The sequence below is a fragment of the Colwellia sp. MB3u-4 genome, from assembly GCF_014077065.1.
In the GTDB taxonomy this organism is placed as follows: Bacteria; Pseudomonadota; Gammaproteobacteria; order Enterobacterales; family Alteromonadaceae; genus Cognaticolwellia.
Genome location: NZ_JACGVE010000079.1, coordinates 423,671 through 440,018, shown reverse-complemented (window position 1 = coordinate 440,018; position 16,348 = coordinate 423,671). Strand labels below are relative to the sequence as shown.

The 16,348-nt window shown below is 36.5% G+C and carries 12 protein-coding genes; 2 read left to right on the top strand and 10 right to left on the bottom strand.

Going from position 1 to position 16,348, the window contains the following annotated elements:
* Positions 1–460: 460 nt before the first annotated feature.
* Positions 461–1,324, bottom strand: coding sequence for a S9 family peptidase (locus H4J61_RS11415; RefSeq protein ID WP_182185110.1), 864 nt, complete (start codon positions 1,322–1,324; stop codon positions 461–463).
* A gap of 257 nt (positions 1,325–1,581) precedes the next feature.
* Between H4J61_RS11415 and ggt the strand changes: the two genes are divergently transcribed.
* The gene (gene ggt, locus H4J61_RS11410; protein WP_259363265.1) at positions 1,582–3,276 is read left to right on the top strand and encodes a gamma-glutamyltransferase; all 1,695 of its coding nucleotides are present in this window, start codon (positions 1,582–1,584) and stop codon (positions 3,274–3,276) included.
* Between the two features lie 503 nt (positions 3,277–3,779).
* Positions 3,780–4,655 carry a sulfite exporter TauE/SafE family protein gene (locus H4J61_RS11405; protein ID WP_182185109.1) on the top strand — a complete coding sequence of 292 codons (876 nt, stop codon included), beginning with the start codon at positions 3,780–3,782 and terminating at the stop codon, positions 4,653–4,655.
* A 216-nt stretch (positions 4,656–4,871) separates the two neighbouring features.
* On the opposite strand, the gene H4J61_RS11400 is transcribed toward H4J61_RS11405, so the two are convergent.
* From H4J61_RS11400 to H4J61_RS11360, 9 genes are all read right to left on the bottom strand, one after another.
* Positions 4,872–5,285 carry a cupin domain-containing protein gene (locus H4J61_RS11400; RefSeq protein ID WP_182185108.1) on the bottom strand — a complete coding sequence of 138 codons (414 nt, stop codon included), beginning with the start codon at positions 5,283–5,285 and terminating at the stop codon, positions 4,872–4,874.
* Positions 5,286–5,837: 552 nt separating this feature from the next.
* Positions 5,838–7,178: a ferric reductase-like transmembrane domain-containing protein gene (locus tag H4J61_RS11395; protein WP_182185107.1), complete on the bottom strand. Its 1,341-nt coding sequence runs from the start codon at positions 7,176–7,178 to the stop codon at positions 5,838–5,840.
* 251 nt (positions 7,179–7,429) lie between these two features.
* Positions 7,430–9,169: a hypothetical protein gene (locus H4J61_RS11390; RefSeq protein WP_182185106.1), complete on the bottom strand. Its 1,740-nt coding sequence runs from the start codon at positions 9,167–9,169 to the stop codon at positions 7,430–7,432.
* A gap of 440 nt (positions 9,170–9,609) precedes the next feature.
* Positions 9,610–10,587: a transposase gene (locus H4J61_RS11385; RefSeq protein WP_182185105.1), complete on the bottom strand. Its 978-nt coding sequence runs from the start codon at positions 10,585–10,587 to the stop codon at positions 9,610–9,612.
* A gap of 77 nt (positions 10,588–10,664) precedes the next feature.
* Positions 10,665–10,865, bottom strand: a complete 201-nt coding sequence (locus H4J61_RS11380) for a hypothetical protein (protein WP_182185104.1) — start codon at positions 10,863–10,865, stop codon at positions 10,665–10,667.
* A gap of 340 nt (positions 10,866–11,205) precedes the next feature.
* On the bottom strand, positions 11,206–11,445 hold the full coding sequence (locus H4J61_RS11375; protein WP_182185103.1) for a hypothetical protein: 240 nt from the start codon (positions 11,443–11,445) through the stop codon (positions 11,206–11,208).
* Between the two features lie 269 nt (positions 11,446–11,714).
* Complete coding sequence (locus tag H4J61_RS11370) at positions 11,715–13,001, bottom strand: LlaJI family restriction endonuclease (RefSeq protein ID WP_182185102.1); 1,287 nt, start codon at positions 12,999–13,001, stop codon at positions 11,715–11,717.
* A gap of 1 nt (position 13,002) precedes the next feature.
* Positions 13,003–14,520, bottom strand: a complete 1,518-nt coding sequence (locus tag H4J61_RS11365) for an AAA family ATPase (protein WP_182185101.1) — start codon at positions 14,518–14,520, stop codon at positions 13,003–13,005.
* A 239-nt stretch (positions 14,521–14,759) separates the two neighbouring features.
* A complete protein-coding gene (locus H4J61_RS11360; protein WP_182185100.1) occupies positions 14,760–16,046 on the bottom strand; it encodes a DNA cytosine methyltransferase in 1,287 nt (428 codons plus the stop codon).
* Between the last annotated feature and the right edge of the window lie 302 nt (positions 16,047–16,348).

The window sequence follows — 16,348 nt, the reverse complement described above, 5'->3', positions numbered from 1 at the left end:
TATATTGGCTCACCACTAAAAAATAGTTTCACTATCTACTAGTGTAGATTTATAGCGCCCTTCCCACAAAATGCCTGTTCGGCAATAAGACTAATTAATATCGCGCACATAGTAACAACCCAATGATTGCATCAATTAACTGACACCTTTTTCAGTCGCGGGGGTAAGGAATAAATGTACATGATTCGTCATTAACACATAAGCATGTACTGTGACCTGAAATTTTTAAGCATAAGAATTTAGTTTATCAAGGTAGGCTTTATAGTCCTGTTCGGCAAAAAAGCATAAGTGACGATTATTGCCGCGTTGAACAACAGTGGTGGAATATTAGGTAAATTTAAACGCGGAAGTCTACCATATTATTCACTAATCCATGTGAACTAAGTTAGCGTTAAATCGAGTTCACTATTAGCCAAGTATCAATGAGATTGACCCCATTGACACTTACATTAATACTTATTTATCGACAGTTTGAATTTAAAAACTCTTCTGTTACTTTAAGAAGTTTTGAGCGGTTATTATTAAAACTATGATCGTCTTTGATCAACCTATAATTGACATTATTACCTTTAACTTTTCGCATGGCGTTAGCTAGAGCATTGATCTCTGCAATAGGGATAACGTCACTGTCTGCGGGAATAAATAGTATGGGACGAATACCAATTTCATGAGCTCTGGTGGTTAAATCTAATTGCTCTCCCCTCTTGGCTAACTCTCTAGTGGCAACCTCCCCAGACCACCCACGCAGCATAAACAACGAATCTGCATACGCAGCCCACATATTTTTAACTTTTTCATCGTCACTTTTAAATGTAACGCCAATATTTGCCCCGTCGTACACAACACCACAAGCGACTTCAGGATTATCAAATAGGCCTGCAACCGCCATGTGTCCACCCATGCTGTGCCCAATATAAGATATTTTATTAGGATTTATTTTAAACTTTTCGGCATTTTTGGGTTGTTGAAAGAATTTCGTTACCGCCGTTACATCTTGCTCCGAGCCAGTAAATGAAAAATCACCCTCTGCCCCCCAAGCACCTCTATAATGGAAAAATATTACATTCCACCCAGCGTCTCGCATGCCTTGTGCGACATCCAAATTCTTCTCATTCCCAGGATATCCATGTAATAATATAATGGTAGGGTGAGGCCCTTTACCATGCGCGCCGTAGTAAATAGCGGGCAAACGTTTGCCATCAGATAACAGGGTAACTTCAGCAGAGTTCTTTGGATAAACCTCTACTTGCGCCTGTTCAAGCTTAGCGTGAACACAAAAAGAAACACTCAACAGTAGACTGACTAAAACATAACGATAACTCATGGCAATTTCCATTAGCAGAATTTCAAATAGTAAGACACCAAATATGACACAGTAAAGATATGTTTGACTATATCTAACTATATCTAACTATAGCCTTTACACAAAAAATTGATTTTTATCCAGTATCAATAGGGTCTATTATCAATCTATCAATGAAGCACTAGTTTATCGCGAAGAAAATAACTATTTAAGATTATCAATGACTTTAACCCTATTGATTAGTATTATTCAAATAGTAACCAACCAAGGAATTACCCATGATGAGTCGCGCTCGTTTTTATACTTTTGTTTTTATTTTATTTTTTTCAACATTCTCTCACTATGCAAATGCTACTGGTGAAATTAACCCAAAGGTTTCTCAAGCGGCAGTAGCGATCCCAGATAAATATGCGGCTCAAGTAGCTGAAGACATTCTTCTCGCTGGCGGCAATGCTGTCGACGCCGCTATTGCAACGGGTTTTGCATTAGCTGTCACCTATATTGATGCAGGAAATATAGGCGGTGGTGGATTCATGCTGATCTACATAGACGGCAAAGCATTATTTTTAGACTACCGAGAAACCGCGCCCTTAACTGCCCATCGGGATATGTATCTTAATGACGAAAAAGCCGTTATTCAAAACTTGAGTTTAATTGGTGCTAAAGCGCCTGGCGTACCTGGCACAGTCGCAGGCTTTTGGGAAGCTCATCAACGCTTTGGCAAACTACCCTGGAGTAAATTAGTAGAACCCGCGATTAAACTTGCTGAAGAAGGGTTTATTCCAGCAAAAATACTCGTCGATGATATTCAAAATAATTACCAACGCTTTAATGGACTGACTAATTTTAAGACCTATTTTGGCGGTGTTGAACAAGGTAAAAAATTTAAACAACCAGAACTTGCGGCAACCTTAAAACGGATAGCAAAGAATGGCCGCAAAGAGTTTTATCACGGCGAAACCGCGAAATTAATTGTTAAGCAAATGCAGAAAAGCGGTGGCATCATCAGTGCCCAAGATCTTGCTGAATATAAAGCGGTTTGGAGAGAGCCATTAAAAGCGAATTGGCGCGACTATCAAATACTGTCATCTCCACCACCTAGTTCAGGTGGGTTTGGCGTAATCCAATTATTGAAAATGAAAGACTATCTAAACGACGAATTTAAAGGTGTTAGCCACAATTCCGCTCAGTATGTTCATTTAGTAGCAGAAATGGAAAAGAGAGTATTTGCTGATCGCGCTGAATACCTTGGCGACCCTGCATTTGTTGATATTGATATGACTGAATTAATTAGTGATGCCTATATCAAACGGCGCGCGTTGGAAGTGAAACCACATGAGATATCGAGTTTAGATTCGGTCAACCCTGGCCTTGAGTCACCAAATACTACCCATTACTCAATTGTTGATGCTGATGGCAACGCCGTTTCAAATACCTATACTATTAACTGGGCATACGGCTCTGGCGTGGTTGTTGAAGGTGCAGGTTTTTTATTAAACAACGAAATGGACGACTTTAGTGTTAAACCTGGTGTAGCCAATGTATTTGGTGTTGTAGGAAATACCGCTAATGAAATACAACCGGGCAAGCGCATGTTATCTTCTATGTCGCCAACTATACTTTTGCAAAACGATAAAGCAGTGATGGTAATCGGCACACCTGGCGGCTCCACCATTTTCACATCGGTATTTCAGGCCATTGTTAATATCATAGATTTCAAAATGACCCCCCTTCAAGCCGCTAGCGCAAGCCGTTTCCACCACCAATTATTACCACCCGATCTAATCACCCAGAGCCCTTCTCTTCCGCTATCTCAAAGTACGATTAAGGCATTAACCGAACGAGGTTATCGAGTTGAACCCCACAGCTGGGAGTATGGCGATATTCAAGTTATCTGGAAGGATGGAGAACAACTCATTCCAGCTTCAGATTCTCGCGATCGAGGCGTTTCAAAGGTTATTGATATAAAATAATCCATATAAAAAGCATCACTCTAGTTAGGGTATAAAAGCCCTAACTAATTTGAATTGAAGTTATTTAGTTAAAAAGTAGCTTAATTAGGGGGGAGTTAATGACTTAATCAGGTCAGTCTTAGCCTATTATTTACTAATCTATGTAAACTAAGCCAGCGTTAAACATAATTCACTATCAATGACTCTGACCCCATTGATAATGGATAGATAGTCTCATTGATAAACAAAAGTATTGGGTGAAAGAACTTTAGTGACTAATTTATGTAAAATACCTACCATCAGCCATAGTGAATGGCTACACTAGCGTTTTCAGTTTTCAGTTTTCAGTTTTCAGTTTTCAGTGAGCATTATGACTACACCCTTTTATTGTCCCACTAAATTTACCTTAGACAAAGCTCATATATTAGGAAAAAGTCATGCCTCTAATCGCTGTTTATCCACACCAGCCATCACTTTTATCGCTGGTGATATTTAATGACTTTAATTCGCCAACGGTCATCTAAATGAATAATCCTATTCGCTTATCAAATGCAAAATTTATCTACTTATTTTTCGGCGCCTGGTTGCTTTGGCTTTATCTCGCCCCAGCTAAAATAACTGAATTAATGGATTACGCCTTGTTCAGTTTATTAGGAATAATAGGCGCTATTTTTGCCAACGCAACGGGCGCCGGTGGTGGTGTCGTTTTTATTCCCATGTTCAAAGAATTAGGCTTCACTGATACTCAATCAGTGGCTACTAGCTTTGCTATCCAGTGTTTTGGGATGACTGCGGGTGCGATAACATGGTGGCATCACTATCAAACTGAAAAAACGGATCTGCGTTTATGGCAAGGTTTTAAACGCATTATTGTGATCACCAGTATTGCCGCCATAGTCGGCATTGGAGCCGTTCAAGGTTTTGGCATTGCATCTCCCTCATCTTTACATCATAGCTTCAGCTGGTTTTCATTAATATTAGGCTGCGCTATTATTTTAACGGTTTATGCTATTAAGCCCAAACGCGAACGTAGCCAAATTCAATGGTTTGACTGGTTAGCCTTGTCAGTTATTGGTCTAAGTGGTGGAGCCATCACAGCGTGGTTGTCTGTGGGCGTGGGTGAATTACTGGCGGTATATTTAATTCTTCGCCGCTTTGATATTAGCTTGGCGGTCTCTGCTGCGGTTATTGTTTCAGCAATCACTATCTGGACAGGTATTTGGCATTATACTGTGGTTAATTTTCAGGTGTATTGGCAAGTGGTCTTATTTGCCGGCCCTGGCGCGATAATCGGCGGTATTTTAGCTAAAACACTCGTCACACATTTGTCAGCAACCAAACTCAAACTGTTTTTCGCTTTTTGGCTAGTTGTTATTGGCCTCGTTGGTCTGGAACTATAGCTTTTAAACTAGCTAAAAATAGTACCAAACCTCCCCCGGTTCAAGTATGTTAGATATCGCTATCAATGCATATCAATGGGTCAGAGTTAATGATTTTCTAAACGAGGAATCTGCCATATTATTCACTAATCCCTCTAAGTTAAGTTAACGTTAAAACTAGTTTACTATTAATTATGTATCAATAATTCTGACCCATTGATACACATACCAAAACGACTACTTTATTGTTATTGGTGTCCCTGCTACGCCTGCATAAAAGACGATTATTTCAGCTGGTATTTCACCTTCATTTTTACCGTAATGCCATTTATCCACCACCTCTACAATCGAGGAGCCTGCTTTTAAGTGTAGCGTTTTATTTTCTTTAGTAATTACCGTTAATTCACCTTTCAGTAAGATCCCTGCGTTTATTACCAGATGTTTATGCATTGGTAACTCTGAACCTTGAGGTATTGTGATGCGTAAAATGGTCACCTCAGGTTTCCCCTCAGGATAAGCAGATAATTCACTACCGTCCCAACTAAGGCTCGTTTTCGTTAATGTTTCAACTATAACTTTATTTGTATCTTCAGCGAAGACTATTGTTGATAACACTAGAAATAAACAGAGTATCCCAAATAAATTCTTCATTATTTTTCCTTTATTTAATTGCAGACAAACTTATTAGCTTCACTTAACAGATTGAAGCTCGACAACACTGGCGCATAGACGCCTAAAAATAGTTGGTTAAAATAAGCTACGAAGGAGTAATAATCAACTATTTTTTGTCCTTGTTTAATTTTTTGTATCAATAATACATCCATATTTTTTACTATTTTCAAACCAGTTTAGGTAAAGTGAGGACCAAGCGTTAGCAGCAACTAAAGCATGTTTTACAGTATCAATGGGGCATAGTTAATTATTTTCTAAACGCGGAGTCTTGCCATATTATTCACTAGTCAATCTAAGTTAAGTTAACTTAGATTGACGTGAAACCTAGTTTACTATTAGTCGTTATCAATGACTCGGAGCCCATTTATAATTGGTTAGGTGATGAACGCCTACCCGTTTGCTGCTCAATTTTATCATTGAATCGAGCGCTCTTCAAAATCTACGCCATATTTGCAACGTCTTGAATTTATTTTAACTAATTTGATTCAGCATCTATTAACGTTTAGTAAAAAACGTATAGTGAAATTGTCACTATCTCATATCAAATAACTCTTGATGAAAGTCATCGTTTATAAACCCTTTATTTAAGAAGCCTGCGCGCAATGTTTTGCCAAACTCTTTTGGTCCACAAAACCAAATAGTTGAATCTTGCCAATCAGGTACTTGGTCGCATATTTGGTCTGTGTTTAATAATCCGTCTTTTTTAGCGACTAGAACATGAAGTTTTACACCTGCCAGCTCTGAAGAGTTTTTTAGCGCGTTAATGAAAGATTCATCAGGTTCATTGGTGCAATAAAACAAATCTATACATTTACTAGTTTGTTTATCAGTTTTTTTTGCAGCTAAAGCCTCAATACGCGCGATAAATGGCGTAATACCTATCCCTCCTGCAACCCAAATCTGCCTAGGTTTACCGGTACTAAAATCAAATTGTCCATAAGGCCCTTCAATTTCAACCTTGTCTCCTGCTTTTAAGATACTCGGTAACGTTTTTGTATAGTCACCGAGGCCTTTGATAAGAAATTCAATCCTAGCGTCGTTATTCCATGCTGATGATATAGTAAAAGGATGAGGCCCTTCTTTTTTATCAAAGGTAACAAAGGCAAATTGTCCAGCCTGATGCCCACTCCAACTATTTTCTAAATCAATACTGAGACCCAATACTCGATTGTCACTGAAATAGTTTATATTTTTTATGTTGCCCACAGAACGTCGAGAAACGCCAATTTTTCGTGACAAGGATAGAAATGCCGCAAAACTTCCAGCAATCATTAATAATACCGTCAACCAAGCTATGGCCTCATCCCAATAATCAACTTTCATAAGTATGATCGAGTGAAAAACTAAAAATAGATAAATAACAGCGATAAACCGATGAGTTTTGAAAAAGTATCGATACGGAAACCATTTAACCAAGGCTAAAAAAATAAATAATATCAGGGCATAAAAGGCCCATTCACCTATTGATTCAGCAAGACCATGTTGTTCTTTAAAGAAAAGTAATTGGGTGTTCATTTCTTCATTTGATCTATGACGAGCAGGCTTAGCCATTAACCCCCAGCCAACTAACCATTTGGGCACCATTGCCCATAGATAATGTAAAACTGAAAAGATAAGCCCTGTGACACCCAACCATTTATGTAAACGATAGTTTTTATCAAGCCCACCAAAAATAGGTTCAATAATAACAGGACGAATTGCCAATATCATACCAATACTCATCACAGCAATGGCCATAATACCGGTGTAACTGAGCATAGATTTTCTCAGTGGATAAAATTTATATGATGAAAAAAGTATTGGGTCTGCAAGTAACCAAAGTAATGTTAGAAACAGCAAAATGATAAAATAGATTAATTTGATATTTTTCATGTTGAGGATACCTTTCTACAAAATGTAAAACAGAGGTTTTATTCATTTCGTTATTTCATAAGAAATTTAAATTTCTTTATCAAACTTAGTATAAAGTCATCAAGGTGAAAATTTTGAGTTCCAAACTAATTAGCATCATTAGCTTCGAATCTTCAAGCTAATTTTATACGCTGCACTTGCGTGATTCTTTGATCGCAAACTTGTTTTAGCAAACAAAAAATCAAAGGAATAAAAACAGATCTAAGCAGCTATTAAGATTCAGTTCGATAAAAACTTCTTAATAAATAACCTGCTTTTTCTCTTGGTAATGCGTTAATTTCTTTATTGAGCAAAATACCTACAGTGCATAGTTTTTCTGGTTCTTCATTGTATTTAGCTGGATTACTAAGTACATCACCATATGAAGCATCTTCCGCTATTATTTTTTCAACAACACCCGTAATAATCTTAGTTTGCTCAGTTTTATCTACGATGAAATTTTCAGTTGATAGTGATTTAATTAATGAATTAAATGCAATTGTCTCTTTATCACTTACTTCTGACGGTATTAAACTAGGTATATCATTCGCAATATTTGCGTCAAACACTTCTGGATATGTATAAGAGGCACATTTAGCAGGGTAATCATTCTTCAAATATTCCATCTGGGCAATTTGAGACTCCATGTATTGAATAACTTCTTCATCACCACCTAAATGCATGTAGTGATTGAGCCTTTCAATATAAAGATAGCTGTTAACACTAGTTGTGATGGTATTTAATGGTGTTCCATCTTTTATACCAATAACCATCAAATCACGAACAACTTTATAGCCCTCTTTATCATATTGATTAAGGCTTTTATAAACTTCATGCTTTTGCAACTCTTGGTCGATAGTTGTTGGATTTTGCCAATCGTTTACTCCACTTAAAGCATAATTTCCTGAATCTACAACTCTGTCAATAATGCCTACTTTGATTAGCTCATCTGTTGATGGATTCCAAACGTCTTCAGAACTTACTTTAGATACTTTTTTAGTAAACCAAGATGGGACATTGGCTTTTTCAAGCTGGGAAAGTAAGGAGTTATTTAATTCTTCAACCTCACTACCTGAAACATTTCCAAATGAAGCACTATGAAAGCCTAACTTTGCAGAATCTCCTAACAACTTCTCTTTTCCAGCCAGAAATACAATGGGGCAAGCAGATAAGCACAGTGTCTTACTATAAGTTATCAACTTATTCTTCTTAACGAGTAAAGCCAGCTTTTTAGCTTCAGCGATCCGACCGCCCATGCTATTTAAATGAATAATTCTAATAGAAGGATTGACGATTAAAACTTGAGACAGTTGGTTAGATGTCCCGAATTCAAGCCCTCCTAAAAGCTCTACTTCTGTACCCTGATTCATTACACGGATAGATAGTGGTGGCAACTGTGATATTCCAACAACAAGTTTTCCGCTCTCCAAAATGAAAGGCACTCCGGTCTGGTTCATATCATAGCAATAACGACCAATACCAATTAGAACCATTAACTTTGCCATCATTGCCCAACCAGTTGAACCTCCTCTAGAGGTATGTTTATCAGCAGAGCGATAAAGCCCTGTCAATTGCCAGACAGTTATACCTGTTATTATCATATAAAATGCAATAATGATAAGCCCTCTCAATGTTGGAGATGCATCACTATCAGCTAGATATTGAAATAATGGTGGTGAGATAAATAAAAGAATAAGCCCAATGGCAAATATATTGACCCAATAACTAAGATCAAGAGGTAAAAGCCCTTGCCAATGTAACCTAAACCAATTTCCTTTCGGTGATTGATATTCTTTTGCAAATGAATGCTCTAGAGGCTTATACTCAATTGATTCTTTATCTGATTTCAATCGAGATTCAATTTCTTCCTTTAATTTTTTCGCTCGTTCTGGAAAAGCTTCTTTATCAATATAAGAATATGTGTTTTCAAGTTCAGCTAAATTATAATTTTTATAGTTTGGTTCCATTTCCAAATTTAGTCCTTTAATTAACTTTCATGAGTTTAACTCAAAAAAATAAACACCAAAATACTATCAAGTGATGATTAACAAATCTATATAATCAATGGGGTCAGAGTTAATGACTAGCTACACTTTCCATATAAACGTTAGACTTTCTATCTCCCAGTTTGTAGTGTAGTTGATGAACGTCTACCCATTTTCTGTTCAATTTTATCCTTAAAAAATAAATTAAAAATACATAGCCACCCATTTTTTAAAGTAACAACATAACCCCCATTCTATTTTAGTTGCGATCACCTTTTATCATTTTCACAACGAGAAAATTCAACAGGATGATTTAACCAATTAGCACTCGTTGGCCAATCCAACAGTAATATGGTCGATTTAACACAGCAGAAAAGCTTGATATCAATCAAGCCTAAAGTGACGTTATGGGATTTAAAAGTTAGCGTTTAGGCACACAACCAGCGCTGGCAGTTTGCTGCGGCTTGTCGTCGCTTTCGCTCTAGATGCTCACAATATTCCGTTAAAGCAGGTAAAGCCCCTACAGCACCTTTAAATAATGAACCAAACTCTGTGGTGATTTTAAACCAGTTCTCCCCAGGAATGTTTAGTCTATTAAGAATAGCTTGGCTGCTTGAACTAATGGCACCACGCTTATCCTCTCGAATAATTCGCCCAGTATCTTCGACCAGCGCTATGTAGTCTTTTACACTGAACATTAAACCATTAGGCATGTTTACACGCTCATTCCCCACAAAAGGCAATAATTCTGCTGGTTGTTGACCTTTTATCGCTGAGTTTATTCGCCGTTGAATGCTGGTGTAATCTGACGTTTCTGGTGTGGTGGCCATTTTGGCGCAGATAGGATTCAAGTCGACATAAGCCATGCAGCTCAGAACCGCCGCTTCGTCGAGTAGCGCTTGGGATTTAAACCGCCCTTCCCAAAATCTGCCAGTGCACTTATCTTCTTTATTAGCCATTCGGGCAATCCGCTCACTCAAGGAGCGCATGAACCAACTGATATCGACTAAGCGTTGTCGGTATTGCGTTATACAGTCATTCACTGTTTTACGTTCAAATTCGTTTAGGTCTTCACCTTTAACAAACTTCTGTGTCAGTAATGTCCCTTTAAAGCCTTTGTGCCATTGCATAATCACGTCTTTATCTGACCAGTGTTTCACTTTATCTGCATCGACTTTAACGACTACATGCAGATGATTACTCATGACTGCGTAGGCACATATATCAATGGCAAAGATGGTGGCAAGTTCAAGAATACGGGAATCAACCCATTCCCGCCGATGTTCAAAATTCTCACCTGTTGAATTATCGATACCACACAGAAAGGCTTTACGCACCACACGCGAACAACAGTGATAATAAGGTGTGACATCTACACTAACAATGGTTTGTCTTGGTCTGGCCATCTTCAATTGCCATTTTGAAAGGGTAATTAAAGCGTAGCTGAGTGTACATTATTTAGCCTGAAAGTTGGGTGGCCATGTTATTTATAGCACATAACCTCGTAATTCATAATGCCATGCTGATTGTTTAAGTTAATAACAATGAACTTCTCTTTAGCTTCAAACTTCAAAAAGTTAAATGCTTTATACACTAACTCAGGTGAAGTCATTTGCTTACCCGTTAAGTCACAGTCAATCTCAGTGAATGTATAGTTCACTGAGATTTCACGAAGTATTGCCACTAAGCAATATCCTTTTTAATGCCGTGACAGATAGGGCAAATCGTTGCACCTTTGCATTCTGGTGAATTACACGACACCACAGAGCAACGAGTGCACTTTTTAAGATAAGCCCAGCTTGAGCATTGGGGACATCGGCCTAGGCGACTCATGACTTAGTACCTACACGTTTAATTGCCATTAGTTTTTCATCGAACTCACCAGCCTTAACTGCCGCAATTACAGTGTCATAGACGCTCGTTAACGCCGCCGAATCTTCAACGCTTATCGCATACAAGCCTTTTGCGAGTTCAAGCGACTTTGAGCCATATTTGATTTTCGTAAAATACTGAGAGTCCCTTTTCTAAAACCACGGTTTAATCTGTTTCGGCACTCGAACCTTATTTTTAATGCCTGTCTCTGGCTCAGTAATGTACTTGAACTTAAATGCTCTGAATTCTTCATTTTCAACCAAGCAACGAGCCATCTCTCGCTGAACTTCTAATTTAGCGATTAGTTTTTTTTGTCGTTGAATGAGTGGGTCGGTAGGGTGCTTGAGTGGTGCTTCGGTAATGTTCAGCTTACTTAAAAGTGATTTAGTCATAATTGACTCCTTTAGTTACTTTTAAGTAAATGTAATGTCGATGCGGGTGGGAGGACAATCGAATTTATACGAGAGTGGTTCGTGAAATATCAATTTTATGATGTATTTAGGTTTATCATTAATTTTACATGTGAAACTTATGCTCTATATCGCTATTAGCACGATAACTTTGAAGAAAGATAACAGTGTAGGTGTTAAGTTATTCTGAATTATTTAACTACCCACAAAGCAACACCTGACTCACAAGTTAATTTATTATCCAAACTGTCTTAAACTTGATTAAATAGTATATCTATCTCTTTAAGCTGAAATTTATTTGAATCTTTATATCTTACCATGACATCTATGGGACAAAAATAGGAACAACCAATGGGAGGGAATTCATCGGCTATAGGAGTATGATCCTTCATATTTATTACTGCTACTTTAGAAATTGGGCCTTCATCAATTTTAGGGACCCCCCCTGGAAAAATAAACCAATTAGCTATTGAGTAGTTAGGGAAAACTTGTTTCAAAGCCTTTGCATAAAAAAACTGTTTTACCAAATCAGACCAGCGAGGGGAATCATTTATTGTCTCTGCTTTATAATATTTAGCATCTATTAAGGATATTCTTTTATCAAGTATTGAGACAATATCTGTCAACATCCCCCTCCCCAAGCTAGGTTTTATTTCGTTTTTTAAGTAATATGCTGGTTTAGGTAGTAATTCGTTTACATCCCTCACATATGGAATTGTTGCCCTTAACATTTCTTCCCATACATTTTCAAAAAACTTAACTCCAATCAAAATCTCTCCTTCTTTCGCCTCCATTCTTTGTTCTAAATATAATATTAGTGCTTGTATCAGTTTTATATCTCGGTCAGCATAAATATTATTCAATTCACTTTTCAAAAAGTGTATTTTAGTTTGATCATCATAAGTTGATACAAAATTATTTAAATCCAAAGCCATTCGAATACTCGGATCTCCTGTAATTAACCAACTAAAATTTAAATCGAGTGTCTGTATAATTTCAGAGTGAATCATTGATATTATTGATGATTCTCCGAACCTTAGTCTTTCTGAGTGCAACCGCAAATAAACAGGTACATTATCGTCATTTAAAAAAGGAGTCTCTTTACTAATAGTGCGCTTCCAATTTATCTTTCCAGAGTTGATGTTCCTATATCTTTTTTGAGTTGTGTAAAGGCCATAGGTAACATAATCATTAAGCAGCCAAATAATACTCGATAAGGTACTTAGTCCTTCAGCACCATCTTCGGCTTGATAGTTACTACTTAATATATTTGCGGATAAAGTATGATATTTATTTAACGTATGGATGATAAGTGACGCAATTTGGTGAGTATTATAGCTTTGAAGCCGTTTAGCACTGAGAGAATTTCTAGGTAAAAAAATGAATACATTTCTGTTGATAACTACTGCACCACAAAAGTGGATTCGTTCAATTTTATTTTTCTTTACAATTAGCCCTAACCTTTGAAATGATGCAATAGTATTGTCATCCAATCCAGATACTGTTCCGCGATCTTCTAATAACTTGAATGCAAGCATGTTAAGAGTTCTGAAGTAGTGACGAAGTATCTATAAAAGGACGAACCTCAATCAAAAAATCACTATTGAAAACTTGCTCACCTTCTTCCCAACCCTTTATTAGTTGTCCATAAGTCGTTATTTTTTTATGAAAAACTTCGTACCTCAAACCATGTCTTAACACATCATCCCACAGGTACATAAAAAGTTTACCGGTTAATATATTTAGCTGACCGATTTCTTGTTCTGATATAAAGTAGGGTCCAAGGTGGCGATCCTCCTGAATCCCTTTACGGCCTATTGTTAGGTTAATTACGCTTGCAAAATCAGCCCAAGAAATGACGCCTGTTACACCATCTTCTAAATTAATATGCAAATCCCCTTGAGTACAACCACTTTCAAAGTTCAAAGCAATATATTCAAAACTCCACCTTCTCTTGAAGGCAGTATCCAAAGGAAGAACTCCTTGATCACTACTGTTCATTGATGCAAGAATACTTAAATTAGAAGGGATAAAAAGCCTATCTATTGGTGTTTTCAGTTCTCTATTTATAAACTTTTCACAAAGTAAATCAGGGAAGTCTATTTCGTATTTACTTCTACCATCTTTCCTTCTATCCAATAATTGAAATATTTCACCAAAAACTGCGGCGGCAGGTGCTCTGTTAATTTCTTCTATTACAAGCCAATAGTGATTTTCTGAGTGATTAAGTGATTCAACAATAGCTTTAGTGAAAGCTCCAGGAATAAACTTATAGGTTAAATGCTCTTTGTTACTATCATCTAAGTATATATCTGGTTTAATAGAACCCACGAAGTCTGAATTCATTGTTTCCGCATGAAAAACACTAATAAATGCATTTTTTAAATTTATTCTTTCATTAATTTTATGACTCTTCCCTGTTCCTGCTGCTCCATAATAAATAACATTCTCGCCTCTAGTATCACTTTTATTAGATACTAAATTTTTTGATTCAGAATTTGAAGGTACTTCTAAATCACTTTCAGGAATAAAATCAAGTAAAGACAAAAGATTTGGAGCACGCAGGTTTAAATCATCTTTAAAATTAGAATAAAGTGATGATATGGCGGTGAGTAGTGCTGATGAATTTTCTCTAATATCATTATTTACTTTTTGAACAGAGTTATTTCTTGAAGACTTAACACCTACGATAGGGTATTTAGAAAAGTGTTTATAGAGATTAGGACTTTTCTCTAAAAAATTGAATTGATCTAAACTCTCAGAAAATACTGAAAAAACCTCTATTGTTAATACACAGGTAGACTGAAAGTTTTCCCATCCATCAATAGATTTCAATATCCCTAAAGCTCTCATACCTTGTTTCCAGTCTGTAGGAATTCCTTTGTTATTATCTGAGCCTATGTACAGAAAAACGTAGCAATTTGGTTTTATCGAGCTTTCAACTTGTTTACAGGTAAACTTAAATGTATAGGGTTTAAATTTGACAGAAGAGGTTTCATTTAATTTTTTTATATTCGAAACACTATCTTTGCCCAGTCTTACAACGATAAAATCCATAATCCACCTGTTTGTATTTAAAAAGTATTATATTACATAAAGTTAATAGGCTATGAGGATAGTTTGCCATCTTTTGCTAAAGCTAGGCAAGTGAGTTCTAGATATTTATTGGGTAGGGATACGTTAATAAATTTTTGTATTTTAAATTAACACGTATGTAGTTTTACAAACTTTGGTAAAGACAGAATTAACTACAATGCCTATAGACTCATTGTCATTAGGCATGTTACGGCAAGAAATTAGGCTACATTTTTACTTTCGATTAGATTTTCTAAAGCTTTTTGCATTGGTCCAAAAAGAGTTCTATTTTGACTAACAACTCTTCGAATTATGCCTACTGCTGCATTTGAACTAATAAAATACTTATCTGAAGGGTAATCTTTTTGAATTACATCAATCAACTTTGTATGAATCGGTTGTGAAGGTGCCTCAGGAGCTTTTACATCCCAACATTCATCCCCAATAACTATTCCACCTGTTTGCCATTTTAATTTTGAATCATCGGTATTTGTTGGTAGATGAAGTTCAGATAGCTTCATATGACGACGGCTACTATCCTTGAAGTCTTCAAAGTTTGATAAAATTTTATCTTCTGACTTAAGAGAATTAACTTTATTTTTTTCTAACTCTTTTTTTAACCTTTTAGCAATCCATTTAACGACAGGAACGGCAACAGCATTTCCAAGTGCTTGGTATCTCTGTGCATCAAGATCGAGTTCTTTATCTGATTTAGGACAAGTTATAGAGGTCCAACCTTCAGGAAAGCCTTGTAATCCCTCACACTCAAGAGGGGTTAAGCGTCGAACCTCCGCATCATAAGAAACATAAGTTCGACTCCAGTCAGTTCCTGTATGACGGCCTGACGTTGCTGCTAAACAATATGAAACTTCAGCAACTGTAGCTCCAGATTCTTCACATTTGTACGGGGTTAAAAAACCTTTTCTTTGATTGGCCGGTTTAGATCCTTTCTTTTTCTCATAAAGAGAAGATAAGGCAATATTAGAATTATTCAAAACAGCACAGATAAAAACACGAGGTCGGGATTGAGGGGCACCGAAATACCTACTATTCATTACCCTCCAAGCAACGGAATAGCCCATACCTGATAATGTTTCCAAAATAATCCTAAAGTCTTGCCCATTATGAGAACTTAATAGTCCAGTTACATTCTCAATAAGCAAGGTTTTAGGCTTTTTCTCTTTAATTAGTTCCGCAAAAGGAAAAAATAAACCAGAATTTTTACCTTTAAGACCGTCTCTGCCTTTATTACCTCTTGCAACCGACACATCTTGACATGGAAAGCCACCGCACCACACATCTGCTTGTGGAATCTCGTTTAAGTCAATTGTTGTAATATCGTCGGAATATTTATGATTGGGCCAATGACTAGTTAATATTTGTCTGCAAAAATCATTTTTTTCACAAAAAAACTTTGAATGAAAGCCTTCGCTTTCTAAAGCAAGATCAAACCCCCCTATACCTGCAAAAAAAGAATTGAAGGTTATTTTATTTTTTGTGCTTACCATGCATTATCTCTGAATTAATTGTATGATCTTATAATTAGTTATTTTTTTATGGAATACGACTTAAAAAACACGCACTTCTATAATTACTTGGTACTGGTATTGTATACAGTATCTAATGTGTTATCAAAACTTATAAAAGTTAACTTTAATCGGAATAATATTATACTTAATATAGCGTTCATCTTCTAGTTAGAGGCAGTGCTATTTTTTATATACACATCAGGTTTGTGGTTTATCTACAGACTAAATAGGCATCTATTTCTCAAATTATTTCTGCATTTTTAACCACCTAAGCTATATGT

Excerpts from the sequence above, each read along its gene's own strand:
- H4J61_RS11365 (WP_182185101.1), bottom strand. The coding sequence starts at position 14,520 with ATGGATTTTATCGTTGTAAGACTGGGCAAAGATAGTGTTTCGAATATA.
- H4J61_RS11400 (WP_182185108.1), bottom strand. The coding sequence starts at position 5,285 with ATGAAGAATTTATTTGGGATACTCTGTTTATTTCTAGTGTTATCAACA.
- H4J61_RS11385 (WP_182185105.1), bottom strand. The coding sequence starts at position 10,587 with ATGGCCAGACCAAGACAAACCATTGTTAGTGTAGATGTCACACCTTAT.
- H4J61_RS11360 (WP_182185100.1), bottom strand. The coding sequence starts at position 16,046 with ATGGTAAGCACAAAAAATAAAATAACCTTCAATTCTTTTTTTGCAGGT.
- H4J61_RS11375 (WP_182185103.1), bottom strand. The coding sequence starts at position 11,445 with ATGACTAAATCACTTTTAAGTAAGCTGAACATTACCGAAGCACCACTC.
- H4J61_RS11395 (WP_182185107.1), bottom strand. The coding sequence starts at position 7,178 with ATGAAAAATATCAAATTAATCTATTTTATCATTTTGCTGTTTCTAACA.
- H4J61_RS11405 (WP_182185109.1), top strand. The coding sequence starts at position 3,780 with ATGAATAATCCTATTCGCTTATCAAATGCAAAATTTATCTACTTATTT.
- H4J61_RS11415 (WP_182185110.1), bottom strand. The coding sequence starts at position 1,324 with ATGAGTTATCGTTATGTTTTAGTCAGTCTACTGTTGAGTGTTTCTTTT.
- ggt (WP_259363265.1), top strand. The coding sequence starts at position 1,582 with ATGATGAGTCGCGCTCGTTTTTATACTTTTGTTTTTATTTTATTTTTT.
- H4J61_RS11370 (WP_182185102.1), bottom strand. The coding sequence starts at position 13,001 with ATGCTTGCATTCAAGTTATTAGAAGATCGCGGAACAGTATCTGGATTG.